This window comes from Achromobacter ruhlandii (assembly GCF_902859695.1).
In the GTDB taxonomy this organism is placed as follows: Bacteria; Pseudomonadota; Gammaproteobacteria; order Burkholderiales; family Burkholderiaceae_B; genus Achromobacter; species Achromobacter ruhlandii.
Map to the genome: position 1 here is coordinate 61087 of NZ_CADIJL010000001.1, position 26874 is coordinate 87960.

Sequence of the window (26874 nt, forward strand, 5' to 3'; positions counted from 1 at the left end):
AACTTGACGATCAGCGTCGTGGCGCGGAGGCGCGGCGCCGACGTATCGCTGCACGGGGCCAGGCATTCGAGGTCATTGGCTACAAAACTGGAACAGTTTGTTCCGGGAAAAATCGCCGTTTTTGGCCCGGGGGCGGTGGTCGCCCGCGATGGCGGCCAGTAGAATTTGCTCACTCCCTACCCCTCTATCTACCAGTCGAAAGGCATATCCTCATGAGCAACGCATACCTCGACGCACTGAAGAAGCGCCGCACGCAGTATTCGCTGGGCCGCAACCTGTCCGCCTCGAAAGAGGAACTGGCGTCCCTGATCCAGGAAGCGATCAAGCACAGCCCCTCGTCGTTCAATTCGCAGAGCTCGCGCGCCGTGATCCTGTTCGGCGCCGAAAGCGACAAGCTGTGGAACCTGGCCACCGAGGAAGTGCGCAAGGTCGCTCCGGCCGAGAGCTTCCCCCAGACCGAAGCCAAGCTCAAGAGCTTTGCCGCTGGCGTGGGCACCGTGCTGTTCTTCGAAGACCAGGACGTGGTGCGCAGCCTGCAAGAGAAATTCGCGCTGTACGCCGACAACTTCCCGGTGTGGTCGGAACAGGCGGGCGGCATGGCCCAGCTGTCGGTCTGGACCGCGCTGGCCAACGCCGGCGTGGGCGCCAGCCTGCAGCACTACAACCCGCTGATCGACGCCGCCGTGGCGCGTGAATGGAATGTGCCCGCCAGCTGGAAGCTGCGCGCGCAGATGCCGTTCGGCTCCAATGAAAACGGCTTTGGCGAAAAGGCCTTCATGGACGACGCCGAGCGCTTCCGCGTGTTCGGCTGATCCGGCGGGCGCCTAGCGCGCCCGGCTTCGGACCGCCAGACCCGCACATCCCGTTCACGGGGTCTGCGGGTTTTTTCATGCAATGCGCCCGTCCGCCATGGATCGGGAAAACCCGCGGGCCCTGCGGACACGCCAGCGGCCTGGGGCCTGTCGGGGCTGCGGACAGGCATAATCCGAGGTTTTGTCCGTATCCAGAAAGGCCCCGCCGTGACCGACGCCGTCCCCATCAGCCAAGCCGACTACGACCTGCCCCTAGAAACGCTGGAGGCCCATCTGCTGGCGCAGCGCCAGCGCGCCGCCGACGTGGTCAACGCGGCCACGCGCACGTGGACCTGGATCCGCCATGGGTCGTTTCTCGCGTCCATTGTCATCGTCGGCATCGAGAAGCTGACCACCGGCAAGGTGGGCGCCCATACCGCCGTGTTCGCCAGCGTGATGCTGTTGATGGCGCTGAGCTTCATCGCCGCCGCCAAGACGCGCCGCATCATCAAGGGCCTGGGCAACGGCCAGCCCACGCCCAAGTGGGTGCTCAAGCGCATGATCCGCAAGACCATCTTCAAGGGCGCCGCCAGCCTGAAGGGATCGGCGCGTTTTTATGCGGACCGCTTCGTGCTGGATCAGAATGGCAGCCATTTCGAGTCCGCCTACGAGAACGACAAGATCGAATTGATCGCGCTGACGCCGGATTATCTGCAGATCATTCCGGTGCAGCGCCAGGACGTGCCGGACGAGGTGTATTTCATTCCGCTGGCGCAGGTCAGCCAGCCCGAGGAACTGCTGAAGTTCCTGGGCGGCAAGCCGAACTACGTGGATGCGGCCTGAGGGCCGGCGCGGGTCTACTCGTAGGCCCGCTTCTGCGTTGACCACTTGAAGGTGCGCTTCCACTTGCCGCCCTGCTGGCGCAACTGGATGTCGAAGTAGCCGCCGGTCTTGCCCGGCAGCATCACCAGCGCGTTGCTGGCGTCGGATTCGTCGTGTTGGCGCGTGCCGTCCGGGTTCCAGTCGCCGGCAATGCTCTTGACGAACGACATGGGCTGGGCGAACACCACTTCCAGGGCAGCGCCCTCGATGCGGAACAGGTACAGCGCCTCGAAGTCGGCGCCGCCGCCGGCGTAGCCTTCGCTCCAGCCGGCGCGCAGGCCGAAGGCGGTGGCGTCGGGGGAGATGCGGTAGGGCGCCAGGTCGAAGCGCTTCCAGCTTTCGGGCGTGGACAGCATCGGCGCGCCGGCATCCTGCATCGCCAGGTCCATGGGCGGGTCGATGTCGGTGTCGCTCCAGTCGGTCGGCGCCGTCACCGGCGTCTCGGTGCGGGCCACCAGCCGGGGCGCCGCGCCGGGCGCCGATTCGAATACCCCGACCCACACTTCATTCTTGTCCTGGTCGCGCGACAGGTTGGCGCAATCGCCGCCGCCGAACTGCTTGAGCCGTTCCGCGCGTTCGGCGCTGGCCGCCAGGCACACCAGCGCGACATAGGATCCGGGGCGCTGCGGCCAGGCCTTGGCGCCGGCCACGAGCAGGCGCTTGGGATTCTGGCCAGGCGCCAGCTGCCGCAGCAGGAAAGCGTCGCTGAAGCCCGGCGGCAGTGGCGCGCCCAGGCCGTCGGGCCGGGGCGCGCCGCTCATCTGGCTGTCGTACATCTTGCGGGCGTCCTGCGTTTTGATGGCGCCGGGCACCTGGTCCAGGGATTGCACCCGGGTGTCGGCGCGCGCCATCGGGGCGTGCGGGGCAAGGGCCAGCGGGCAGAGCAGCAAAGCGGCGCGGATACGCATCGGCGTGGCCCGGCGGCTGGCCGGGCGGTAGTGGGGGTGCCCGATTATCGCTGAACGCCGCTGACACGCCGCCGTCGGCATCAGTCGGTCTTCCAGCCCCACTTCTTGAAGATCGCGCGGCCCTCGGCGGAAGCAAGGTAGTCGACGAAGGCCTGCGCCTGCGGGTTGGCCTTGCCGTGGCGCGTGACCACCGCGCCGGCGTCGCGATAGATGCGGTAGGGCTCCTCCACCGGCACCACGTCGGCCAGCGTGGGATTGGAGACTTGCCAGATGTTCCAGATCAGCCAGGCGTCGATGCGCTTGTCTTCGGTCCACTGGGTGCGCGCCTGGGCGCTGTTGCCGGCCTCGGGCAGCACCAGGTTGGCGCGGAACGCACGCACGGTCTCGACGTCGCCGAGGCGGCCGGCCACGTCTTCCCATAGGCCGGTCTGGCCCGCGCCGGAGACGGCCATGACCTTGATGCCGGGCTTGAGCAGATCCTTGAAGCCCTGGATGCCCTTGGGATTGCCGGGCCGCACCAGGATGGCCGATGGCCGCAGATACAGCGTTCGCGCCTCGCGCAGATCGAACACGCCGGGCAGGGCGGCGGTAAAGCCGCTCATCATGTTCTCGGCGCCGCTGAACAGCACGTCGGCATCCTGCCTGGCCTGTTCGGCCCAGGCGGGCGTGGGGCCAGCGGTGACTTTCACCTGGATGCCGTGCTGCCTGCCGAATGCCTCGGCCGCTTCCTTCACGGCCGGGGCGGGGCCACCCGGACCATAGACGTTCAGGTCCTGCGCGGCCCAGGCGGCGGGGCTGGACAAGGCGGCCAGCGCCAGCAGGGCGCCGGCCAGTCGTTGCTGCAACATCGATCGATGCGATTTCATGTCGGGGATTCTCCGGCGGGCCGGTCGGTGCCCGGACTGTGGCTGACCGGCGGGTTGGCATTGGGGGGCGTGGCGCCATCGCGGCGCGGGTCCCACCTGTTGTGGACGTTGTGGCGGCCGCGAATATTCCCTCGATTCGGTATAGTCCCTGCCCAATGGCGATGAACCGAGCAGAGAGCGATCGATGGACAAGCGACTAGAGCTGGAACCCGCGGCGATTCAGGAGGGCGCGGCGCATGCCGGGCCGGCCGGCCCGGCCCCGGGCACGCCGGACGCGGTCGCGATCGAGATCGAGGCCGATCCGACGCTGGGCTACGCGTCGATCCAGAACGCGGTGCCGGTCCTGCGCTCGCTGCGACTGACCAACCGCTCGCAGGAGACGTTCGAGGACGTCGAGGTCCACATCCGTTGCAATCCGGCCTTCGCGCAGCCCGTGCGGCTGCGCTTCGACGCGCTGGTGCCGGGCGAAATCCGCCGCATCGCGCCGCTGGACCTGGCGCCCGACCATGCCTACCTGGCCGAGCTGCAGGAGGCCCAGCGCGCCGCCATCGAGGTGACGGCGCTGGCCGGCGGGCGCGAAGTGGGCCGGGCCGCGCAGGCCGTGGCCGTGCTGGCCTACGACCAGTGGGCCGGCACGCGCGCCCTGCCGGAACTGCTGGCCGCGTTTTCCATGCCCAACAACCCGGCCGTGGATGGCTTGATCGGCAAGGCCGCCCGGCTGCTGCGCGAGCAGCACAACGACCTGACCATGAACGGCTACCAGTCCAAGAGCCGCGACGTGGTCTGGAAACAGGTGTCGGCGATCTACAGCACGCTGGCGGCCGAATCGCTGCATTACGCCGAGCCGCCCGCGTCGTTCGGCGTCGACGGCCAGAAGATCCGCACGCCCGACCGCATCCTGGAGGCCCGCGTGGCCACCTGCCTGGATCTGGCCATGCTGTTCTCGTCCTGCCTGGAGCAGGCCGGGCTGCGTCCCGTGATCCTGATGAAGGAAGGCCACGCCTGGGTGGGGGTGTGGCTGCATCCGGCCTGCTTCGCCGACCCGCTGACCGATGACGTGCAGGCCGTGCGCAAGCGCGTGGACAGCGGCGAGTTCCTGGCGTTCGAAACCACGGGCATCGCCCAGCATCCGAATTTCCGGCCGTCGCTGCGCCTGGCGTTGGAACAGGGCGCGGCCCACCTGCGTGAAGACGACGCTTTCCGCTATGCCATCGACGTGCATCGCGCGCGCGAATTGCAGATCAAGCCGCTGCCGTCGCGCGCCGGCGCCACGGCGCCGGAGGGGGGCGACGCCGCCGAGGCGCCCGCCGCGATCGAGCCGACGCCCGACCTGCCGCCGCTGGACCCGGAATTCGTCATCAGCCTGGAGCCGGCCGACGACAGCCCCGAGGGCCGCCTGGCCAAATGGAAGTCGCGCCTGCTGGACCTGACGCTGCGCAACCGCCTGCTGAATTTCAAGAACACCAAGTCGACGCTGCCGCTGGTGGCGCCCGACCTGGCCCGCCTGGAAGACGCCATTGCCGATGGCAGCGAGTTCCGCATCCGTCCGTTGCCGGCGGCCTTGATGGAGGGCGGCGATCCGCGCGTGGCGCAGGTGCATGTCGACCGTGGCGGCCGCGCGCCGCTGGACGACATGGCGCTGGAGGCCCTGGGCAACCAGGAGCTGATCGCGCGCGTGCCGCAGGAGGCGCTGGATGCCAACCTGCTGACCCTCTTCGGCGCCGCGCGCACCGGCCTGGAGGAGGGCGGCGCCAATACGCTGTACCTGGCGATGGGCATGTTGCGCTGGACCGAGCATCCCGCCGCCGAGAGCGCCCACCTGGCGCCGCTGATCCTGATGCCGGTGTCGCTGCAGCGCCAGTCGGTGCGCAGCGGTTTCCGGCTGGTGCGCCACGATGACGAGACCATCATCAACCCCACGTTGTTGCAGATGCTGCGCAACAACTACGAGCTGCGCATCCCCGGCCTGGACGTGCTGCCGACCGACGACAAGGGCGTGGATGTGGCGCGAGTGCTGCAGGCGTTCCGACTGGCGGTGCGCGAGATCGCCGGTTGGGAAGTGCTGGAGCAGGTGCATCTGGGGATCTTCTCGTTCACCAAGTACCTGATGTGGAAGGACCTGCAGGACCGCAGCGGCCAGCTCAAGGCCAACCGCGTGGTGCGGCACCTGATCGACCATCCCGGCCAGGCCTTCGCACAGGAGCCCTGGGATCCGCGTTTCGAGCGCCTGGACGAGAGCTACCGGCCGCAGGACCTGTTGACGCCGCTGCTGTCGGATTCTTCGCAATTGAAGGCGATCTGCGCGGTCGACGCCGGCCGCGACCTGGTGCTGGAAGGCCCGCCCGGCACCGGCAAGAGCCAGACCATCACCAACCTGATCGCGCACCTGCTGGCGCGCGGCAAGACCGTGCTGTTCGTGTCGGAAAAAATGGCGGCGCTGGAGGTGGTGCACCGGCGCCTGGCCAACATCGGGCTGGCGCCGTTCTGCCTGGAGCTGCATTCGTCCAAGGCGCGCAAATCCGAAGTGCTGCAGCAGCTTGGCCGGGCGCTGGAACTGGGCGGCCAGCGCACCAGCGAGGAGTGGAACCGCGAGGCCGAACGCCTGGGCGTGCTGCGCCAGGAGCTGAACGGACTGGTCGAAGCGCTGCATCAGCGCCACGCCAATGGCCTGACGGTCTATGACGCCATCGGCACCTGCATCCAGCACGCTGGCCGGGAGGCGTCGCCGATGTACTGGCCCGATGCCCAGGCGCACGACGAGAAGGACCTGGAGCGGCTGCGCGAGGCGGCGCGGCGCATGTCGACGTTGTCCGGGGAGCTGGGGGCGCTGCACGGCCACGCGCTGGCGCACATCGGCATGACCGAGTGGAGCCCGAGCTGGCAGGACGCGCTGCTGGCGGCGGCTCAGGCGCTGGACCAGGCGGTGGACGCGTTCAAGACCTGCGTGGAGGCCGCCGGCGAGGAACTGGGCGTGCCGGCCGCGGGCTTGAGCCTGGACGCCTACGCGCGCCTGGACACGCTGATCGACGTCCTGCTGGCCGCGCCGCAGGTGCCCGCCGGCCTGGCCGCGCAGGCGCATGACCCGGCCGCGCGTCTGCGGGTGCAGGCCCTGGCCCGCCATGGCCTGGCGCGCAATGCGCATTGGGCCGATGTCGGCGCGCAATGGCAGGCGCGCCTGGCGGACCTGGACGCGGCGGCGCTGCGGGCGCAATGGCAGGCCGCCTGCGCCGCCTGGTGGCCCAAGTCGCTCTTCGCCAGGCGTGGGGTGCGCAAACGCCTGGCGGCGCTGCGCGTCGATGCGCGCCGTCCGGACGACGCCGCTATTGCCGCGATGCTGGAACCGCTGGCGCGGGTCAACGCCGAGGACCGCGAACTGGCGGCGCTCAAGGCCGATGCCGAGCGCCTGTTGCAGAATGACTATGCCGGGCTGGACACGGATTGGGAGCAGGTCGGGCGCCACGAGCAGTGGGCCGAACGTTTCGCCGAGGCGGTCACGCTGATGGCCGGCGACCCGGCCATGGCGTCCGCGCTGCGCACGCGCCTGCAGCCGCTGGTGGGCGAGAACCGCGCCTTGCTGCAGCCGGGCGCCGCGCTCGGCCAGCGCCTGCTCGACGCCCGCAACGCGTGGCGCGGGCTGCGCGATCAACTGGCCGTGGTGGAGGCGCTGGCGCATCCCGCCGCGCCGTTGGCGGGCCTGCCGCAGGACAGCGGCGCGCTCGAACGCCTCCAGGGCGTGCTGGCCGGATGGCGGCTCAACAGACAGAGCCTGATGCCGTGGTGCGTCTGGCGCCAGGCGCGCGAACAGGCGGTCGGCATGCAGTTGCAGGGGCTGGTGGCCACGCTGGAGGCGGGGCGCGTGCCGCTGGCCGGGGTCGAGGCGCATTTCGAATTCAGTTATCGCAACTGGTGGGTCAAGAAGATCATTGACCGGTCGCCGTTGCTGCGTTCGTTCTCCAGCGCCGACCACGATCGCAAGATCCGCGAGTTCCGCCTGGCCGACGATCGCTTCCAGCAGCTCACCTCGGCCTATATCGCGGCATTGCTGGCCGGCAAGGTGCCTGCCAACAACGCCGTCCTGGTCAGTCCCGACAGTGAGCTGGGCCTGTTGCGCCGCGAATTGCAGAAGAAGACGCGCCACGTGCCGGTGCGCCAGCTGATGCAGCGCCTGCCTTCGCTGCTGCCGCGCCTTAAGCCCTGCCTGTTGATGTCGCCGCTGTCTGTCGCGCAATACCTGGATGCCGGTCACTCGCAGTTCGACGTGGTGGTGTTCGACGAAGCCTCGCAGATTCCGGTGTGGGATTCGATCGGCGCCATCGCGCGCGGCCAGCAACTGGTGGTGGTGGGCGATACCAAGCAGCTGCCGCCCACCAGTTTCTTCAGCAAGTCCGCCAACGATGACGACGGCGCCGGCGACGATGGCCAGGTGGAAGACCTGGAGAGCATCCTGGACGAATGCCTGGGCGCCGACATGAACCGCCTGCGGCTGCAGTGGCATTACCGCAGTCGCCACGAAAGCCTGATCACGTTCAGCAACGTGACCTACTACGATTCGCAGCTGATCACCTTCCCGTCGCCGGTCACCGACGACGTGGCGGTGCGGCTGGAGCGCGTGGCCGGCGTCTACGACCGCGGCGGCAGCCGCAGCAACCGCGCCGAGGCCGAGGCCATCGTCCAGGGTATCGAGCAGCATTACCTGGACCCGGCGCGCCGCCGCCAGAGCCTGGGCGTGGTGACGTTCAACCAGCCGCAGCAGTCGCTCATCGAAACCCTGCTGGACGCGCGCCGGCGCGCCAATGCCGCCCTGGACAAGGCGATTTCGGCGCAGGCGCGCGAGCCGTTGTTCATCAAGAACCTGGAGAACGTGCAGGGCGACGAACGCGACGTGATCTATTTCTCGATCACCTACGGCCCCGACGCGGCCGGCAAGATGACGATGAACTTCGGCCCGCTCAATGGCGAGGGCGGCCATCGCCGCCTGAACGTGGCGATCTCGCGGGCCCGCGAAGGCGTGGTGATCTACAGCACGCTGCTGCCGCAGCAGATCGACCTGTCGCGCGTGCGCGCCGCCGGCGTGCGCGACCTGAAGCATTACCTGGAGTTCGCGTTGAAGGGGCCGCGCGCGCTGGTGGAACAGTCGCTGCCCACCGGCCGCGAACCCGACAGCCCCTTCGAGACGCAGGTCATCAAGGTGCTGCGCGAGCGCGGCTGGGTGGTGCATCCGCAGGTCGGCTGCTCGGGCTACCGCATCGACATGGGCGTGGTGGATCCGCGCGCGCCCGGCCGCTACCTGCTGGGCATCGAGTGCGATGGCCGCGCCTACCACGCCGGCGCCACCGCGCGCGACCGCGACCGGCTGCGGCAAGTGGTGCTGGAAGGCCTGGGGTGGCGCCTGCACCGGATCTGGTCGACCGACTGGTGGATCAATCCCGAACGCGAAGTGGAAAAGCTGCTGGCGCGCCTGGAGGCGGAACTGGCGCGCGAGGAGGAGGAGGCCGTGCCGGAGCCGGAAGTCGCGCCCGAGGCGCCGGACGCCGCGGACGACGACGTGGCATTCAGCATCACCACCGAGGGCGAGGCGCAGCCGCGCCAGGCCGGTCCGGCAGGCGCGCCGGCGGGCGGCATCGAGACCTACGCGGTGGCCGCGCTGCCAGCCGGCGATGCGCAGGCGTTCTACGTCCAGGCCAGCAACGCGCGGCTGAGCGCCGAATTGCGCCAGGTGATCGAGACCGAAGGCCCCTTGCCGGAAAGCGTGCTGCATCGCCGGGTGGCGCGGGCCTGGGGCCTGGAGCGCACCGGCACGCGCATCGTCGAGCGCCTGCGGCAACTGACGCCGGCAGACATCGGCCGCACGCAAGAAGGCGAGGTCACGTTCCTCTGGCCCGCGGGCACGCGGGCGGTGGACTGGGCGGGCTTTCGCGCCGCCGGCGACGATGAGGCCTCGCGCCGCCGCGTCGACGACGTCTGCCTGGAGGAGCTGGCCAACGGCGTGCTGCGGGTGCTGGCCATGACCGGCAACGCCCCGCGCGCGGATGTGATCAAGTCGGTCTGCCGCCTGCTGGGCCAGTCGCGCACCCCGGCGGACGCCGACGCGCGGTTGGGCCAGGCGCTGGCGGCGCTGCTGGCGCAAGGCCGGGTGCGCGAGGACGCGGGCATGCTGCGGGTGGATTGAGGCACCGCGGCGCGCCTCGGGCAAGAACGCCGCAAAACGCTGCATCACTGTGTGCAATGTTGCGGTTGGCGCGACGCGTAAGTGTCAGTCTGTAATCACACGGCGGGACGCGAGCGGCCCGCGCCGCGCCCCGCCATTCGTGGCGCCGCCGCAGGAGCGGCGCGGGGCGGACGCAGCCTTTGGTGTCAGCTTGTGTTCAGTCGGGCGGCAAGATTTTGATACGTCCGAGGGCAGGACTCGCCTATTTCGTCCATGGCGCGGACGTAGAATCGCGGTTTTCATCAGTGCCACACGGCTGATAGGAACAAACCATGAAAAAGACAATTCTCCTGGCGTCGGTCTGCGCCGCCTTGCTGCAGGCTTGCGCACCGGTTTCCCACACTGGCGAAGGATCTTCCACCATGTCCACCTCTTCCTCGACGCCCGCCGCCAACGCATTGAGCCTGCCGGCCTACTATTGGCGCCTGGTGTCGGCCACCGAGGCCTCGGGCAAGTCCATCCCCGCGCTGCAGAAGGGCGTTGAGCAGCCCCTGCGCCTGTCGTTCACGGCCGACGCGCTGAACGTGCGCGGCGGCTGCAACACGCAGTTCGGCGGCTACACCTACAAGGACGGCGTGCTGCGCGTGGCCAATCTGGCCTCGACCATGAAGGCCTGCGAGCCGGCCCTGATGCAACTGGATGCCGAGATCGGCCAGCGCCTGAAGGGCGACCTGCGCGCCACGCTCGGTGGCGAGTCCACCGAACCGACCCTGGAACTGGTGGCGCAGGACGGCAGCGTGCTGAAGTTCGTCGGCGAGCCGACGCCGGAAACCCTGTACGGCAGCGCCGGCGAAATCATGTTCCTGGAAGTGGCGCCCAAGCGCGCCGATTGCAGCCATCCCATGATTCCGCGCTACCAGTGCCTGATGGTGCGCGAGCGCCGCTACAACGAGGCCGGCGTGCAACTGCCGCCGCAGGAAGACTGGCACCCGCTGTACCAGTCGATCGAAGGCTACGACCACCGCGATGGCGTGCGCACCGTGCTGCGCGTCAAGCGCTACGACTGGAAGAACCCGCCGGCCGACGCGCCCTCGAAGGTGTACGTGCTGGACATGGTGGTCGAGCAGGACGCCTCGGGCAAGAAGAAGTAAACGCCGGCCGCGCCCATCCGGGCGCGGCGCCTCAAGCGGCTCCCCGCGCGCCCCGGTCGCGGAAAGGGAAGGCGGCGGATTGAACGCCTTCATCAATAATGATTACAATTCCCATTCCCGAAATTCACAAGGCGCTGACGCGACGGCCATGTCGTCCACGGAATCCCTGGAGCACCGCGAGCTGGGCAGGCTCTATCGCGACCATCACGGCTGGCTGCGCGGCTGGCTGCTGCGGCGCCTGAACGTGCCGGCCGAGGCCGCCGACCTGGCCCAGGACACCTTCCTGCGGCTGCTGGCCTCGCCGGCGTCGATGGCGCAATTGCAGGGCGTGCGGCAGCCGCGCAGCTTCCTGGCCACGGTGGCGCAGCGCACGCTGGTCGACCACATCCGCCGCCAGGTGCTGGAACGCGCCTGGCTCGAAACCCTGGCGCAGCAGCCCGAGGCCAGCGCCATATCGCCCGAGACGCGGGCCATCCTGCTCGAGACCATCCGCGAGATCGACGCCATGCTGCACGGCCTGGGCGACAAGGTGCGGCGCGCTTTCCTGATGTCCCAGCTGGAAGGGGCCAGCTACGCCGAGATCGCCGCCCGCCTGGGCGTGACGGTCAGCTCCATCAAGAAGTACATGGCGCGCGCCACCGAGCATTGCCTGGTGTACGCGCTAGCCCGGCAGTAGGCGGCCATGGCGGACAAGACCATCGCCGCGGCGGCGCAATGGTACGCGCGGCTCTGCGCGGACGACGTCAGCGCGGCCGACGTGGCGGCGCATGGGCGCTGGCTGGCGGCCGATCCCGAACATGCGCGCATCTGGAGGCAGGTGGAACGGTTGCGCGGCACGCTGGGAGCCGCGCCGGCGCGCCTGGCTGCCGACACGCTCAATCGTGCCGACCAGCATTTCTCGCGCCGCCGCGCCGCATTGCGCAACGGACTGGGCGCGGTGGCGCTGCTGGGCGTCGGCGGCCTGGCGGCCTGGCGCACCCTGCCGACGGAGCGGATGCTGGCCGACTACCGCACCGGGGCGGGCGAGCGCCGCGAACTGCGGCTGGCGGACGGCACCTTGCTCTGGCTGGACAGCGCCAGCGCGGTCGACGTGACCGTCGACGCCGGCCAGCGGCGCATCTTCGTGCATGCCGGCGAGATCCTGGTCGATACCGACAACGTCCGTCCCGGCCTGCCGCCCTTGCGCGTGCTCACCGCGCACGGCGCGGTGCGGCCCTTGGGCACGCGTTTCATCGTCACGCGGCAGGACGATCTGACGCGGGTCGCGGTGCTGCGCCATGCGGTGGCGCTGGAACCCGCGACGGGTGGCGCGCCCGAGATCCTGAAGGCGGGCGAGCAGGGCACGCTGGCGCCCGCGGGGGCGCAGGCGGCCGGGGCCATCACCGGCGAGCCCGACGCCTGGACGCGAGGCCTGCTGGTGGTCGACAACTGGCGCTTGGACGACTTCATCGCCCGGCTCGACCGTTATCGGCCCGGGCTGCTGCGATGCGACGATGCCGTGGCGGCGCTGCGCCTGTCGGGGGCCTTTCCCGTCGACGACACCGACCAGGCGCTGGCCGCCGTGACGCGCGCGCTGCCTGTGAACATCGTGCGCTTTACCCGTTATTACGTCCGCATCGTCGCCCGCCACTGATTTTTTTTCGCTCGGCATTGTCCTTTTTCCGCGCTCGTCCGACTTAGCAGGGATTACGTCGGATCTGCCACACGGAAACCTGAGTCCATGCCTTCTGTACCCTTGCTTCGTCACTCCACCAAACTCGCGCCCCTGGCGCGCGCCCTTGTCATCGCCTTGACCGCCCTGGGCGCCACGCCGTCCGCGCAGGCGCAGGCCGTTTCCAGCGCGCAGGCGTCGCGCCACTACGAGGTGCCGCCCGGCCCGCTGGGCCTGGCCCTGAGCCGGTTCGCCGCCCAGGCCGGGGTGGTGCTGTCGTTCGACGCCACGCTCACCCAGGGCCGCCAGAGCGCCGGCCTGCAGGGCGACTATGGCGTGGCCGCGGGCCTGGCGGCGATGCTGTCGGGCACCGGGCTGGAGGCCGTCAACCAGGGCGGCAACCGCTATGGCCTGCGCGCCGCCAATGCGCAGACCCTGGCGCCGGTCGAAGTGCTGGGCGCGCGCGAACCCGTCCCGAGCGAAGGCACCGATTCGTATACGGTCGGCGTATCGAACACCGCCACCCGGCTGCCGATGACGCTGCGCGAGACGCCGCAGTCGGTCTCGGTGATGACGCGCCAGCGGCTCACCGACCAGGGCCTGAACACGCTGGAAGACGCCATCGTCAACACCCCGGGCCTGACCTTCAAGAAGAAGGGCTCGGCCGACGACAACGAGAAGGGCCTGTATGCGCGCGGCATGGAAATCACCAACATGCAGGTCGACGGCGTGCCGACCCACAAGGACTTCAATGCCCTGGGGCTGGACACGGCGCTGTATGACCGCATCGAAGTGGTGCGCGGTTCCACCGGGCTGCTGAGCGGGGCGGGCAACCCGGCCGCCTCCATCAACCTGGTGCGCAAGCGGCCGACCCGCGAGTTCGAGGCCGGCGTCGGCGCCAGCATCGGGTCATGGGACTACAAGCGCACCGAGTTCGACCTGGGCAGCCCGCTGGATGCGTCGGGCAAGCTGCGCGGGCGGCTGGTGGGCGCCTGGCAGGAGGGCGGCTCGTTCATCGACCGCGTCAAGCAGGATTCGCAACTGCTGTATGGGGTGGTCGAGGCGGACCTGACCGAGCGCACCCTGCTGACCCTGGGCGCGGAATACCAGCGCAAGAAGTGCACGGCGTGCTCGTACTTCGGCTTTCCCGCGTACTACGCCGATGGTTCCAAGACCGATTTTCGGCAACGGTTCAATTCCGCCACCAACTGGAGCCGCCAGGAACGCACGCGCTACAACGTCTTCGCCACGCTCGACCACGAGTTCTCGTCATCATGGAAGGGGTCGCTGACGCTGTCGCGCACCGGCGACGACAATGACCGCACCTATGGCTGGTTCAGCAGCAACGGCTGGGCCGATCCGCAGACCGGGCAGGGCGCCTCGGTCTGGGTCGCCAAATGGCCGATCCCCAAGACCCAGAACGCGCTGGACGCCAGCCTCAGCGGCGCCTTCGACGCGCTGGGCCGCCGCCACGACCTGGTGCTGGGCGTGAGCCTGTCGCGCACCCGGGGCGACTACGATACCTATCCGCTGTGGACCGCGCCCGGCTATGACCCGGTCATCCCGGACGTGCGCGCCTGGGATGGCGACATGCCGCAACCGCAGTGGCAAGCCACCGGCAAGCGCTACTACACCGAGAAGCAGAACGCGGTCTATGGCGCACTGCGCCTGCGGCCGACCGACGCGCTGTCGGTGATCCTGGGCTCGCGCATCACCTGGTGGGACCAGCAGGCCTCCTACACCTACAACGACGGCTCGGCCTATCCGGACAACATGCGCGAGCAGGGCGTGTACACGCCGTATGCCGGCGTGGTCTACGACCTGACGCCGACGCTGTCCGCCTATGCCAGCTACACCAGCATCTTCCTGCCGCAACAGGCCCAGACCGTGTCGGGCAGCGGCATTGCGCCGATCAAGGGCAATACCTACGAGATCGGCCTCAAAAGCGCCTGGCTGGACGGCCGCCTGAACGGCGCGCTGGCGCTGTTCCGCACCCGCCAGGACAACTACGCCATACTGGACGGCGACAAGCTGGCCCCCAACGGCGACAACGCCTATGTCGCCGCCAACGGCGCGGTGTTGCGCGGCGTTGAGGCCGAGCTCAGCGGTGAACTCATGCCCGGTTGGCAGATGCAGCTGTCGTACGCCTACGTGGACCGCCGCCTGCCGGCGGGCTTCTCGACCCAGGTCGGCCTGCCGCGCCACATCGCCAAGCTCTACACCACCTACCGCCTGCCCGGCGCCTGGAGCGCGCTGACCGTGGGCGGCGGCGTGCGCTGGGAAAGCCAGAGCGGCTTCACCAGCCGCGGCCCCGGCGGGCAGCAATTCGATTCCTCGCAGAGCAGCTATGCGCTGGTCGATCTGATGGCGCGCTACCAGTTCAACCGCCAATGGTCGGCCACGCTGAATCTGAACAACGTGCTGGACAAGAAGTACTACGCCAGCACCAACGTCTACAGCAATTACTACGGGGCGCCGTTCAGTGCGATGCTGGGGGTGAATTACCGGTATTGATCGGCTTGTCTTGCAATACGCGAGTTATCGGCCTTCCAGCATCAGGCGCGTGCGTTCTTCGGTCGATGGATGGCTGGAAAGCCAGTTCGGGGTGGTGCCAGCCACTCTGGACTGCGCCGCCAGGTCTTGCAGCAGCTTTGCCAGCAACGCAGGGTCCTTGCCGGTCTTGCGCATGAGCGCGACGGCGGTGGCGTCGGCATCCCGCTCGAAATCGCGGGAGTAGGACAGGTCCAGCAGCCCCGTGCCCAGCACGCTGGCTTGGTGCAGCAGGCTGGAGGCATCACCGGTTAAGAACAGCGCCACGGTCGACAGGCCCGCCAGCCGGCCAAGACGGCGTATGCCGTGGCGGTGCTGGATGTGGCCGAGTTCATGGGCCAACACGCCCGCAAGGGCCTGGGCTGTTCCGGCCAGGCGCGCCAGTTCGTCCGTGACGATGACGGGGCCGCCCGGCAGCGCCATCGCGTTGGCGCCCACCAACGGGCCGCCTTGGCGGAACAACAACTGCGGTGGCGTCGCGCCCAGGTCGGCGTGCACCACGAGTTCATCGAATACGGCCTGGATGGCCCGCCGGGTGTCGGGGGCGAGTTGGCTGGGGCGCAGCACAAGGCGATCGAGTGTATGCAGGACGTTGGCGCCGATGCGCGCTTCGGTAGCGGGGGGAACGGTGCGTGCAAGGCTGTCGCCCAGCCAGGGGATGGTCCAGCGCAGGCTGACGACGAACGCCAGGGTAGCCAAAGCCGCCAGTCCAAGCGCGGCCAGATTGAGGCGCTCCAGGCGATGCAGCAGATGGCTGCGGCGGCCGAGCAGGCGTTCCAGGCGGTCGACCTGATCGTTGTCATCGGTTTCGAAGACGCTGTCGTCGGGCAGCGTGGCACGCCGGGCTGTCGTGCCGATACGGCTGGACCATCGCAGCACGCCGGCCGGCAGCGTGCGGCGCGCCTGGCCGTGCAGCAACGACACGGAGCCATCCGCCTGCCATTGCAGGCTCGCCGGATGGCTGGCCGCGCTGCCGGCGGCGTAGAGCCGGCCGTGGATGATGACCGATACGGCGTCGCCTGGCGACGCCGGGGAGCCCGCCGGCTCATCCGTGTGGTCAGAGGGCCGAGACACCGTCAAAACCTTCGAGCTGGCTGAACTCGGCACCGAAGGCGCCGGGGACATGGGCCAGTTGCCGTGACACGAATTCATCCAGGCCAGGCGCCGCCAGCACGGTGATGCGCTGCGTCACGTAGCGATACTGGCGCACGCGCGCCCAGGGGTAGGCCAGCCCCAGCGTCAATATGCTGGCCGCGATGCCGGACAGGGTGATCCAGGTGTAGCGCCAGGGCGCCACGGCGCTGTGCAACCGGTGCCTGCCTTGTAGCGTGCATCGGTTGAGAATTTCATTGTGGGCGCAGGCGCCGTAGTACAACGCGGCTACGATCAGCGCGGCGTAGAGTGTCGCGAGCAGAACGGGGAAAACGGAGAGGAACATGTGCGGTCCGGCCGAAGGATGGCGATGCGACGGGTCGGTAAGCCCCCGCAGCATTTCGGTAAACGAGAACTCGGGATTTGCGGCCTGACCGACCCATTGCGAGGCCAACATTCCGACCAGGCAGACGACTATGAATATGCCCATGCCGCGCAGCAATCCGGCATACAGGATCGCCAGGCGAGGGGCGCTGAAGAAGGCGGCGTAGCCGTAACGGTGGCCTCCCGCCACATAGCTGGCACGTTGTTGCGTGGCCAGCGGGGTCAGCAGCCCGAGCGTGAAGATAGAGAGCAGCGGCAGACATACGAAGACGAGCAGCGCGCGTCCGTAGCTGCCCTGAAAGGCGAACCGCACGTTGCTCCAGGAGGTCATGTACGCGCGGAAACCCAGGCTGGCATTGACCAGCCATGGTACGGCCAGCAGGATGAAGATCGATAGCAGCCGTTCGGCAAGCGGCCATATCGCGCCGATGAGCGAGACAGCGGCGATGATTGCAATGGCGAGCAGGCGCCCTTTGAATATCTGCCCGCCCGTGGCGTGATAGTCGAACCCGGCGCCTGCCAGGTAGGTGTGGCCGCGGAACCAGCGCATCGTCCTGACCTTGGCCCAGGCCGACCAGATGCCCAAGGTGCATAGCGTCAACAGGACATTCACCGCCCACACGCCAAAGTAATCACGCGCGCGGCCGCGGAACTGCAGCGGCAGCGCTTGTGACGCTTCGTCGGGCACCGATGGGAGGGGGGGCGTGCCGCTGGCAGCGTGGGTGCCCGCAGGGGCGGGGGAGGGAAATTGCGACATCGGACTATCTCGGGAATGGCTAACGAAGGGTTTCGCGGATCGTAGCGATGCAGGCATCGGCGATGCCATCGGATAGGTCTGCTATTGGGACGCGGTCCTCGCGGTTTAGGATAGGTCCGCCAGGTTGTCCGGGGCTGGACGCGCCATTCAGTACACTTGCCGGTGCGATGATCTCCGGGCGGTTGCCTCCCGCGATGCGCGCCGCAGCCACGCGGGCGGGGCGTCCGTCCTTGCCCCAACGATATTCCACGGATTCCCTGCCATGCCCGCTGCCCACGCCACGCTTGCCACCGCGCTGCGCACCCCGGTCGTCTCCGCCGACGACGCGGAAACACTAGACGGCTTTTTCAAGCGGCCTGAGGTGCGCGCGTTTTACGAAGATGCCTTGACGTCCGCGCACACCGCCGCCAGCCTGCGGTTCTGCGCCGAACTGCTGCCGTCCCTGCACCCCAGCCGGGCAGCGGCGCTGGCGCTGATGTGCGGCTCGCTGGTGGAGGACGGCGCCGATCCCGTGCTGCTGTTCCCCGCGTTGCAGGCGTTGCTGGGCCCGTGGTTGCGGACCCTGCGGCCGTATTGCGCGCTGGAGGTCGAGGATGACGACGACGAGGTCGAGGAGGCCGACCGCCTGGCCTGGAAAGAGGCGGTGGCGCGGCTTGAAGCCATTCCCGAGGACCGGCGCTGGGAACTCGATGCGCAGGTCGCCGCCATCGACACCCTGGTGCTGCCGATGATGGCCATGCTGATGCGCGACCAGCGCAATCACCAGGCCTTCGTCGCCGACGCCGAACTGATGGACCTCCTGTACGCCATGACCACGCTCAACGACAACCTGCCGTTCGAGCAACTGCATTACCTGTGGCTGGCCTCGCGCATCAGCTACGAGGAAGAACTCGTGGTGGTGTTGCCCACCTCCGGCACGGGCTTCGTGGCGCGGGCGCATGGCATCAACAACAATTTCCACGCCTTCACGCTGTTGCAGAACCTGATGCGCGACCGCGTCCAGGCCCTGGGCGTGCGCCGCGAGATCGCCGCGCGCGAGCCGGACGCCGAGCGCGACAGCGCCGATTTCCAGTGGTTGCAGGCCGATGCCTATGCGAATGGCGCGCTCGTCAACGACATGCGTTTCGCCTGGGGCGAGGCGGCGCTGCGCGACAACCTGGCCAGGCACGGCAAGCGCGTGCTGATCGCGCTGGAGACCGAGGACGGCATGCAGCGCAACTGATCGGGCTTCAACGGCGCGATCCATGATGCGCAGCAACCGTCGATGACGTTCGTGCGTTATCTGACAGCGGATGAGGTAGCGGCGTACCTGACCTGAGCAGCGGGCAGCGGTGCCGCGTGGACGGAGGGCGACGAGGCGGGCGGCACGACGCGGTGCAACAGATGAGCAACGGATGTTTCTCTTGTCTTGCGCAGCGCTTTTCATCCACATAGCATTGAAACTCATTTTTATTTGAGTTTCTCAAGACGCCCGCCGGTCGGTCGCGTCGGAATGAAGTGGATCGTGACTGCAGCCCATCCCCTGGTCTCGGCCGTCAAGGCACTCTATGTCGACCATCACGGTTGGCTCGCTTCCTGGCTGCGCCGCCGGTTGGGATGTCCGGAGCAGGCGGCGGATCTGGCCCATGACACTTTCCTGCGGCTGCTGACGGCCAGGGTTCCCCCCGCCGAGCTCGCCGAGCCGCGGGCCTGGCTGACCACGGCCGCGCGCCGGCTGATGCTCGACCGCCTGCGGCGACAGCGCGTCGAACAGGCCTATCTCGACGCCATGACGCTGGCGGCGGATGCCTTGCCGCAAGGGGCGCCATCACCCGAGGCGCTGATGAGCGCGATACAGGCGGTGGAGCAGCTGGCAGCCGCGCTGGCTGCGCTGGCGCCGAAAGGGCGCGAGGCGTTCCTGCTGCATTACCTGGAAGACCACAGCCAGTTGGTGGTGGCCGAGCGTCTCGGAATCTCCGTGCGGATGGTGCAGAAGTATCTGGCGCAGGGGCTGGTGCGTTGTCACCGGGTGCTGGCCTGATGATGGCCGGGCGATCCGGTCGCCAACCGGAAGCCGCCGCATGAGGCGCGTGCCGATTCCCGATGCCATCGCCGAACAGGCCGCCCGGTGGGTCGCGCGTCTGAGTTCTGACGACGCGGCCGAGCGCGAGGCTGTGCAGCGCGAACTGGAGGCGTGGATGCGGCAGAGCCCCGTGCACGAGGCGGCGGCGCGGGGTATGCGACTGGTGGTGGACCGGATGCAGGCTCTGCGCGGCTCGGCGGCGCAATCGGGGGCGCCCGCGCGGGCGGGATTCGAAGCGGCGTTTGCGCATGTGGGCAAGCGCCGCGCGAGCCGGATGCTGTTCATGATCGGTGCGGCGTTGCTCGTGGCCGCGGCGGGCGGGATGACACTGCGGGTGTATCCCGCGGCCTATCTGATGGCGGATGTGCGCAGCGTGACCGGCGAGTGGCGCGTCGAGCTGCTGGAGGACGGCTCGCGCCTCACCCTGGCCGGTGACAGCGCGGTAAACCTGCGATTCGACCGCCAGCGCCGGGAGCTGGAATTGGTGCAGGGACAGGCGCTGATCGAGGTGGCGAAGGACGCGATGCGTCCCTTCGTGGTGCGCACGCGCGAGGCGCGGCTGGTCGCGCTGGGTACGCGCTTCGCGGTGGATCGGCATGACGGCGTGACGAAGCTGGCAATGATCGAATCGCGCGTGCGGGTGGAGGCGGCCGGCCCGACACCGACGCGAGCGCTGGTGGTGCGCGCCGGGCAGCGCGTGGCGGTTACGGCACAGGGCGTCGGGCCGATTGCGGCGGTCGATCCCGGCCAGGTGGAGGACGCCTGGAGATTCCATCAGTTGGCGGTGCGGGACCAGCCGCTGGCGGACGTGCTGGAGGAGCTGAATCGGCACCGGTCCGGCCGCATTTTCTATGACGAGACCGCCTTGGCGGGGATCCGCATGACGGTGGTGTTGCCATTGGACGATACCGACCGGGCGTTGCGATTGCTGGCCGAGAGCGTACCCGGCCTGACGCTGCGGTTCGCCTCGTCCTATTTCGTGTGGGTGGGGCGGACCGGAGGCGAAGCGGTCCGCTAGGCCGAAAAAAAAACGCCCCGCGATGGCTGGTTCGTGTTTTGGAGCCTGGCGCGTCATGTCTTCTGAATGGCGATGATCCGGGACGTATCGATAGGTCCCGGCGCCCGAGCTGAGGACCACGATCATGCACAAGCTCCACCCGGCAGGCCCGCGCCGCCGTTTCCGATTTTCACCGCGGCGGCAACCCCGCGGCCTGCCCCCCGCTGCCCGCCTGGTGCTGGCCGGGTTGGGCGCTTCGGTCGCGCTGGTCGCCCAGGCGCAGCACCTCGACAGGCAATACGACATTCCCGCCGGCTCGCTGGCGGACGTCTTGAGCCGCTATGCGCAACAGTCCGACATTGCGTTGTCGCTGCTTGCCGAGCAGGTGGCCGGTCGCCTGAGTCCGGGGCTGCATGGCCGCTACGCGCTGGAAGAAGGCTTCGCGGCGCTGTTGCGCGGTACCGGCCTGCAGGCCCGGCGCGGCGCGTCAGGCTATGTGCTGGTGGTGTCGCCGGGAGCCTTGACCCTGGCGCCGGTCGAAATCGAGGGCGATGCGGTGGCCGGGAAAGAGGTCTACACCGCGCCGCGATCATCCGTGTATCTGTCGAGCCAGGACCTCGACCGATTCGGCAGGGTGTCGGTCGGCGATCTATTGACCGGCATCCCGGGCGTGCAGGTCGGCGACAGCCGCAACGGCGGCGCGCTGGACGTCAACATCCGCGGCATCCAGGGGCAGAGCCGGGTCGCGGTGCGGGTCGACGGCTCCGAGCAGGCGCTGGACGTGTACCGCGGATACGGGGGCACGGCCCAGCGCAGCTATATCGACCCGGACCTGATCAGCGACGTGACCGTCAACAAAGGTCCTTCCGTGACGTCCGGCGCCATCGGCGGGTCGGTGGAGATGCGCACGCTGGGCGTGCGGGACATCCTGACGGAAGGCAGCCGGGTCGGCCTGCGCCTGAAGGGCGAGTTATGGAACAACGGCGTGGCGCCGCCGCATCGCGGCGTCGCTCCGCCGCCGTCCTCCACCGGCGAGCCCTCGGCGAATGATCTGAGAGCCGTGCCGCACGATAGCCATGGCAGCCTGTTCGGTTCGCGCGCGAAATCGGGCAGCCTGGCCTTTGCCTATGCCAACGACCGCCTCGACTTCGTGGCGGCCTACGCGCACCGTACTCAGGGCAACTACTTCTCGGGCAAGAAGGGGCGAGAGCGTTATCGCATGTATTACCCGGGTGGTCGCTACGAGAGGAACAGCGTGGCCAAGTCCTACAATCCAGGCGAAGAAGTGTTGAATTCGTCGGCCGAAACCGAGTCGACGCTGTTGAAACTGACGCTGCGACCCGCCGAAGGCCACACGCTGGAACTGGGCTATCGCCGCTACGACGGCAAAATCGGCGAAATCATGCCGTCGGACATCATCCGGTCCGGGACGGCGGGCATCACGCAGTATCCGCTGGGGGAAACCGGTATCGACACCTATACGGCGCGCTACCAGTTCCAGCCGGCGGACAATCCGCTGGTGGACCTGGGCGTGAACCTGTGGATGACGGATGCCAAGACCAGCCAATTGACCTCGGTGTGGGCGCCGGCGTCCCAGGCCTACGTGACGGACCGCCGATGGACCCGGCAGGCCGACCGCCGCATCGGCGGCGATCTGGCCAACACCTCGCGGTGGCGCACGGCGCACGGCGATGTCAACCTCAACCTGGGCGGCTCGTTCCAGGTCGAGGATCTCCGGCCGCAGCGCGGCGTGGTGACGACGCAGCAGGACATCGACGGCAACCGCGTGCTCCGCGATGCCTCGCGCCGGGAGTTCAGCCTGAACGGCAAGCTGGAATACCGGCCGGTGGCGTCGCTGACGTTGTGGGGCGGTGGCCGCTACAGCCATTTCGACGTCAGGGACCGCGGCGTGTATTCCACCGCCATCCGCGAACTGCGCCCCTATCGCGCCATCATGGTGAAAAAGCCGGGCGAGTGGTGGTGGCCGGGCAACTTCGGCTACCAGACGTGGTGGCCGGACGAGAATGGCCGGTACACGGACGCCACCGATCCGCGCCTGCATAACGGCATCGTGTACCAGGACAGCAACCGCCCCGAGGTCGGCGTGCCGTACGACGACTTCGGCGCGGGCTCGACCCGCGTCTATGACGAAGATGTGAAAGAGGTCGTCACCGGCTATGCGCATGCCCCCAGGCTGCGCAGCCGCTGCGGCGGCTTTGCCCCGTCGGCGGGCCTGAACCTGGAACTGGTCCCGGACACTTTCGTCTATGCCTCGTACACCCAGGGGCTGCGGTTGCCATCCCTGTTCGAGACCAGCCTCGGCACGATGAGCCTGTCACCGGGCAGGGGACTCAAGCCAGAGCGTTCCAACAGTTGGGAATTCGGCGCCAGCACGGTGCGTGCCAACCTGTTGGCCGATGGCGACACGGTCGCCGCCAAGTTGGTCTATTTCAACAACAACATCAAGAACTACATCGTGCGCTACTACGACTATGACGGCGTGGAGGCGCTGACCGAAAAGGCGTTGCGGATGAGGAACACCGATCGCTACAAGACCAGCGGATTGGAATTCCAGTCGCGCTATGACGCCGGGCGGGTGTTCGCGGATCTGGCGGCCACGTATTACCTGAAGACCGAGACCTGCGACGCGGCCTTCGCGCAGCACTTGCGTGACAACCCCAGCGCTTCCCGGCACACGGAAAACACGCCGACGTGCACGCCGGGAAGTTTCATGGGTTCGTATACCAACACCCAGAATCCGCCCAGGCTGGCCTTGAGCCTGACCGCCGGCCTGCGCTTCTTCAATGAAACGCTGACGCTGGGCGGGCGCATGGCCTACACCTCGGGCCCCACGGTCAAGGCCGACCAGCCGTGGCAGGAAACACCGACGACGAAACAGCTCGTGTACCACCCCGTGACCCTGTTCGACCTGTTCATGACCTACCGGCTGCGCGAACGGGTGATGGTGAGCCTCTCGGTGCAGAACCTGACGAACCGCTATTACCTGGATCCGCTGGCGCAGAGTTTCATGCCGGCGCCGGGCCGGACGGTCCGGATCGGCATGCAGACGCGCTTCTGAGCGCGCATGGCGTCGGTGGGCGGGCAGCCTGCATGGCCTGTCTGCCCGCCTGCCCGAGCCGATCGCTATACCAAGGTATACGTTCCATGATCTGTTCGGAACACCGGTGCAGACCTACACTGCCGCCTGTTGCCACCCTATAGGAGCCCGCCGTGGAAGACGACGGAAGTACCAGAACCCACGGCGCACGCCGGGTCTAGCGGGTCTGCACGTTTTTCTGCCAGCCGCCACGCCCGTCCGGATCGACCCGGAGCCGCGACGGCTTGCATGCGCCACCTGAACCCCTGCGGGCGGAATCGCCTGTTTCCAGGAGACGCGCATGCTGTCCCATATCCTGTCCCCCAACCCCGTGCGCCGCGCGGCCCCCGCGCCGGCCTTCATCAACCTGACTTTCTACGGCAGCCCCGCCGTGCTGGCCCTGATCCGCAAGCGGCTCTACGAGGAGCTGCGGCAGCGTGCCGAGACCGTGACGGACGTGCGCTATTCAGCCGACGGCGAGCAAGCCTGCACCGCCGTCTGCCTGCGCAGCGACAGCGGCAATCCGTGGCCCGTGATCACCTGGCTCAGCGACCTGTGCCGCGATCTGGGCGTGCAGACGCTGCGCGTCGGCGTGGCCCCGGCGCCACGCGCGCAGGCGGCGCTGGTCCCGCATTGATTCCGCCTTACCCGATTCACAATATCCACCAAGCCCGCGCGGGCCGTGGACGGGGGCTGCTCGCGTCTTGACGGGGCGGCTCCTGCCGGCGGCGCGCGCGGGCGGGAGCAGCGAACATGAAACCAATCCAGGAAGCCTCCCTGCCGGCCCCGCGGGGTCCGCGCGGCGAGAAAGCGCCCGCCGCCGCGACGGCGGGCAAGACCCGCGCCATGCCCGTGGCGCGCCACGCCGGGCTGTCGGTGCATGACAGCCTGCAGGCCCTGCAAGCGCACCGCGAGGGTCTGACCGAGGCCGAGGTGGCGGCGCGCCGCGCCATCGATGGCCTGAACGAAGTGGCGCATGACAAGCCGGCGCCAGCCTGGCTGCAATTACTACGCGCTTTCCGCAATCCCTTCGTGCTGGTGCTGCTGGGGCTGGCGGCGGTGTCGTACTTCACCGACATCCAGTTCGCCGCGCCCGCCGACCGCGACTGGACCGGCATCGTCATCATGTTGACCATGGTGACCATCAGCGGGCTGCTGCGGTTCATCCAGGAGTACCGTTCCGGCCGCGCGGCGGAAAAACTCAAGTCGATGGTGCGCAGCACCGCCACCGTGTTGCGGCGGGGCAGCGTGTCGGGCGAACCGGCGCGGCGCGAGCTGCCGATGAACGAACTGGTGCCCGGCGACATCGTCGAACTGCAGGCAGGCGACATGATCCCGGCAGACATCCGCCTGCTGCAATCTCGCGACCTGTTCATCAGCCAGGCCATCCTGACGGGCGAGGCGCTGCCGGTCGAGAAGTACGACACGCTGGGCAGCGTCAGCGCCAAGCGCGCCGAGGCCCAGGCAGGCGAGAACGCCGAGCTGCTGGACCTGGCCAACATCTGTTTCATGGGCACCAACGTGGTCAGCGGCACCGCCACGGCGGTGGTGGTGGGCACCGGCCCGAATACCTATTTCGGTTCGCTGGCCAGGAATGTGGTGTCGACCAAGCGGGTCGAGACCAGCTTCGACCGCGGCGTCAACAGCGTGTCTTGGCTGCTCATCAAGTTCATGCTGGTGATGGTGCCGATCGTGTTCGTCATCAACGGCGTGACCAAGGGCGACTGGGTTACCGCGCTGACCTTCGCGCTGGCCGTGGCGGTGGGGCTGACGCCGGAGATGCTGCCCATGATCGTCTCGGCCAATCTGGCCAAGGGCGCGGTGGCGATGGCGCGGCGCAAGGTGGTGGTCAAGCGACTGAATTCGGTGCAGAACTTCGGCGCCATGGACGTGCTGTGCACCGACAAGACCGGCACCTTGACGCAGGACCGCATCATCCTGGAACACCACTTCAACGTCGATGGCGAGGTCGACGACGAGGTGCTGCGGCTGGGCTGGCTCAACAGCGCCAACCAGAGCGGCCAGCGCAACCTGATGGATCGCGCCATCCTGGCGCGCGCGCGCGAACTGCGCGGCTGGGAACGCAGCGCGATGCACGAGAAGGTCGATGAGATCCCGTTCGACTTCGTGCGCCGGCGCCTGTCGGTGGTGGTGCGCAGCGTCGATGGCGGCCTGGAGATGATCACCAAGGGCGCGGTCGAGGAAATGCTGGCGGTCAGCACCGGCGTGGTCATCGATGGCCAGGAGCGGCCGCTGGACGCGGCCATGCGCAGGCGCCTGCTGCGCAGCGCCGAGGCGTACAACCAGGACGGATTCCGCGTGCTGCTGGTGGCCTCGCGCCGCCTGGAGGACACCGGCCGCACGCAGTTCCAGGCCGGCGATGAAAGCGGGCTGGTGCTGCGGGGATTCCTGACCTTCCTGGACCCGCCCAAGGATTCGGCGCAGGCGGCGATCCGCGCGCTCAATGACTATGGCGTGGCGGTCAAGGTGCTGACCGGCGACAACCCCATCGTCGCCGCCAAGGTCTGCCGCGACGTGGGCCTGGACCTGGGCAACGATGACGCTCGCATCCTGCTGGGCGCCGACATTGAGCGGATGGATGACGTGGCGCTGTGCCGGCGCGTCGAAGGCGTGGTGCTGTTCGCCAAGCTGACGCCGCTGCAGAAGTCGCGGGTGGTCAAGGCGCTGCAGGCCAACGGCCACACCGTGGGCTTCCTGGGCGACGGCATCAACGATGCCCCCGCGCTGCGCGACGCCGACGTCGGCATTTCGGTGGACAGCGGCGCCGACATCGCCAAGGAAACCGCCGATATCGTGCTGCTGGAAAAGGACCTGATGGTGCTGGAGCAGGGCGTCATCAAGGGCCGCGAGACCTTCGGCAACATCCTCAAGTACCTGAACATGACCGCCAGTTCGAACTTCGGCAACGTGTTTTCGGTGCTGGTGGCCTCGGCCTGGCTGCCGTGGGAGCCGATGCTGTCGCTGCAGCTGCTGATCCAGAACCTGGTGTACGACATCTCGCAACTGACCCTGCCGTGGGACCGCATGGACGACGAGTTCCTGAAGAAGCCGCGCAAGTGGGAAGCGGGCAACATCCAGCGCTTCATGCTGTGGCTGGGACCGACCTCGTCGGTGTTCGACATCACCACGTATTTCCTGATGTGGACGGTGTTCGGCGCGGGCGCGGCCTATGCCCTGCACGGCGGCGACGGCGGCCAGACCATCATGAATTCGGGCTGGTTCATCGAGGGCCTGGTATCGCAGACCTTCGTGGTGCACATGCTGCGCACGCGCAAGATCCCGTTCCTGCAGAGCACGGCGTCGCTGCCGGTGCTGTTGTCGACCACCGCCGCGATCGCGCTGGCGTGCTGGCTGCCGTTCTCGCCGATCGCCGAGTCGATCGGGTTCGTGGCCCTGCCGCCGATCTACTTCGGCTGGCTGGCGCTGACCATCCTGGGCTACATCGCGCTGACGCAGCAGGTCAAGACCTTCTACATCCGCCGCTACGGCCGCTGGTACTGACATGCCGGGAGAGACG

At 68.2% G+C, this 26874-nt stretch carries 17 protein-coding genes; 13 read left to right on the plus strand and 4 right to left on the minus strand.

Features of this window, described 5'->3' with window-relative positions; translation table 11 throughout:
- Positions 1–212 precede the first annotated feature (212 nt).
- Positions 213–812, plus strand: a complete 600-nt coding sequence (locus tag HV742_RS00290) for a nitroreductase family protein (RefSeq protein WP_175144264.1) — start codon at positions 213–215, stop codon at positions 810–812.
- A gap of 207 nt (positions 813–1019) precedes the next feature.
- On the plus strand, positions 1020–1634 hold the full coding sequence (locus HV742_RS00295; RefSeq protein ID WP_054417559.1) for a hypothetical protein: 615 nt from the start codon (positions 1020–1022) through the stop codon (positions 1632–1634).
- 14 nt (positions 1635–1648) lie between these two features.
- Here HV742_RS00295 and HV742_RS00300 read toward each other — a convergent pair whose 3' ends face one another.
- Entirely contained in the window at positions 1649–2581 is a 933-nt protein-coding gene (locus tag HV742_RS00300) for a hypothetical protein (protein ID WP_175144265.1), read from the minus strand.
- A gap of 80 nt (positions 2582–2661) precedes the next feature.
- Complete coding sequence (locus HV742_RS00305; RefSeq protein ID WP_175144266.1) at positions 2662–3447, minus strand: substrate-binding domain-containing protein; 786 nt, start codon at positions 3445–3447, stop codon at positions 2662–2664.
- 184 nt (positions 3448–3631) lie between these two features.
- Between HV742_RS00305 and proA the strand changes: the two genes are divergently transcribed.
- The 5 genes from proA (at position 3632) to HV742_RS00330 (ending at position 14911) form a co-directional block, all read left to right on the plus strand.
- The gene (proA, locus tag HV742_RS00310; RefSeq protein WP_175144267.1) at positions 3632–9616 is read left to right on the plus strand and encodes an anti-phage protein ProA; all 5985 of its coding nucleotides are present in this window, start codon (positions 3632–3634) and stop codon (positions 9614–9616) included.
- Between the two features lie 401 nt (positions 9617–10017).
- A complete protein-coding gene (locus tag HV742_RS00315) occupies positions 10018–10746 on the plus strand; it encodes an META and DUF4377 domain-containing protein (RefSeq protein WP_198512915.1) in 729 nt (242 codons plus the stop codon).
- Between the two features lie 148 nt (positions 10747–10894).
- Complete coding sequence (locus HV742_RS00320; protein WP_006389156.1) at positions 10895–11422, plus strand: sigma-70 family RNA polymerase sigma factor; 528 nt, start codon at positions 10895–10897, stop codon at positions 11420–11422.
- A gap of 6 nt (positions 11423–11428) precedes the next feature.
- The gene (locus tag HV742_RS00325; protein WP_175144268.1) at positions 11429–12379 is read left to right on the plus strand and encodes a FecR domain-containing protein; all 951 of its coding nucleotides are present in this window, start codon (positions 11429–11431) and stop codon (positions 12377–12379) included.
- Positions 12380–12466: 87 nt separating this feature from the next.
- Positions 12467–14911 (plus strand): TonB-dependent siderophore receptor, encoded by a 2445-nt coding sequence (locus HV742_RS00330; protein ID WP_175144269.1) that lies wholly within the window; start codon positions 12467–12469, stop codon positions 14909–14911.
- A 24-nt stretch (positions 14912–14935) separates the two neighbouring features.
- Here HV742_RS00330 and HV742_RS00335 read toward each other — a convergent pair whose 3' ends face one another.
- Positions 14936–16021 carry a M48 family metallopeptidase gene (locus HV742_RS00335; protein WP_175144270.1) on the minus strand — a complete coding sequence of 362 codons (1086 nt, stop codon included), beginning with the start codon at positions 16019–16021 and terminating at the stop codon, positions 14936–14938.
- On the minus strand, positions 16005–17180 hold the full coding sequence (locus tag HV742_RS00340) for a YjgN family protein (protein ID WP_175144271.1): 1176 nt from the start codon (positions 17178–17180) through the stop codon (positions 16005–16007). The genes HV742_RS00335 and HV742_RS00340 overlap by 17 nt, the downstream gene beginning before the upstream one ends.
- Positions 17181–17442: 262 nt before the next feature.
- Here HV742_RS00340 and HV742_RS00345 point away from each other — a divergent pair, with 262 nt between their 5' ends.
- From HV742_RS00345 to mgtA, 6 genes are all read left to right on the plus strand, one after another.
- Entirely contained in the window at positions 17443–18402 is a 960-nt protein-coding gene (locus tag HV742_RS00345; protein WP_254600894.1) for a hypothetical protein, read from the plus strand.
- A gap of 282 nt (positions 18403–18684) precedes the next feature.
- Entirely contained in the window at positions 18685–19200 is a 516-nt protein-coding gene (locus HV742_RS00350; RefSeq protein WP_254600896.1) for a sigma-70 family RNA polymerase sigma factor, read from the plus strand.
- Between the two features lie 40 nt (positions 19201–19240).
- Positions 19241–20260, plus strand: coding sequence for a FecR family protein (locus tag HV742_RS00355; RefSeq protein WP_175144273.1), 1020 nt, complete (start codon positions 19241–19243; stop codon positions 20258–20260).
- 124 nt (positions 20261–20384) lie between these two features.
- Complete coding sequence (locus HV742_RS00360; RefSeq protein WP_175144274.1) at positions 20385–23318, plus strand: TonB-dependent receptor; 2934 nt, start codon at positions 20385–20387, stop codon at positions 23316–23318.
- A 319-nt stretch (positions 23319–23637) separates the two neighbouring features.
- The gene (locus HV742_RS00365) at positions 23638–23973 is read left to right on the plus strand and encodes a hypothetical protein (protein ID WP_175144275.1); all 336 of its coding nucleotides are present in this window, start codon (positions 23638–23640) and stop codon (positions 23971–23973) included.
- Positions 23974–24089: 116 nt separating this feature from the next.
- A complete protein-coding gene (gene mgtA, locus HV742_RS00370) occupies positions 24090–26858 on the plus strand; it encodes a magnesium-translocating P-type ATPase (RefSeq protein WP_081330412.1) in 2769 nt (922 codons plus the stop codon).
- Positions 26859–26874: the final 16 nt, after the last annotated feature.

Excerpts from the sequence above, each read along its gene's own strand:
- HV742_RS00290 (WP_175144264.1), top strand. The coding sequence starts at position 213 with ATGAGCAACGCATACCTCGACGCACTGAAGAAGCGCCGCACGCAGTAT.
- HV742_RS00300 (WP_175144265.1), bottom strand. The coding sequence starts at position 2,581 with ATGCGTATCCGCGCCGCTTTGCTGCTCTGCCCGCTGGCCCTTGCCCCG.
- HV742_RS00305 (WP_175144266.1), bottom strand. The coding sequence starts at position 3,447 with ATGAAATCGCATCGATCGATGTTGCAGCAACGACTGGCCGGCGCCCTG.
- proA (WP_175144267.1), top strand. The coding sequence starts at position 3,632 with ATGGACAAGCGACTAGAGCTGGAACCCGCGGCGATTCAGGAGGGCGCG.
- HV742_RS00315 (WP_198512915.1), top strand. The coding sequence starts at position 10,018 with ATGTCCACCTCTTCCTCGACGCCCGCCGCCAACGCATTGAGCCTGCCG.
- HV742_RS00320 (WP_006389156.1), top strand. The coding sequence starts at position 10,895 with ATGTCGTCCACGGAATCCCTGGAGCACCGCGAGCTGGGCAGGCTCTAT.
- HV742_RS00325 (WP_175144268.1), top strand. The coding sequence starts at position 11,429 with ATGGCGGACAAGACCATCGCCGCGGCGGCGCAATGGTACGCGCGGCTC.
- HV742_RS00330 (WP_175144269.1), top strand. The coding sequence starts at position 12,467 with ATGCCTTCTGTACCCTTGCTTCGTCACTCCACCAAACTCGCGCCCCTG.
- HV742_RS00340 (WP_175144271.1), bottom strand. The coding sequence starts at position 17,180 with ATGTCGCAATTTCCCTCCCCCGCCCCTGCGGGCACCCACGCTGCCAGC.
- HV742_RS00345 (WP_254600894.1), top strand. The coding sequence starts at position 17,443 with ATGCCCGCTGCCCACGCCACGCTTGCCACCGCGCTGCGCACCCCGGTC.
- HV742_RS00355 (WP_175144273.1), top strand. The coding sequence starts at position 19,241 with ATGAGGCGCGTGCCGATTCCCGATGCCATCGCCGAACAGGCCGCCCGG.
- HV742_RS00360 (WP_175144274.1), top strand. The coding sequence starts at position 20,385 with ATGCACAAGCTCCACCCGGCAGGCCCGCGCCGCCGTTTCCGATTTTCA.
- HV742_RS00365 (WP_175144275.1), top strand. The coding sequence starts at position 23,638 with ATGCTGTCCCATATCCTGTCCCCCAACCCCGTGCGCCGCGCGGCCCCC.
- mgtA (WP_081330412.1), top strand. The coding sequence starts at position 24,090 with ATGAAACCAATCCAGGAAGCCTCCCTGCCGGCCCCGCGGGGTCCGCGC.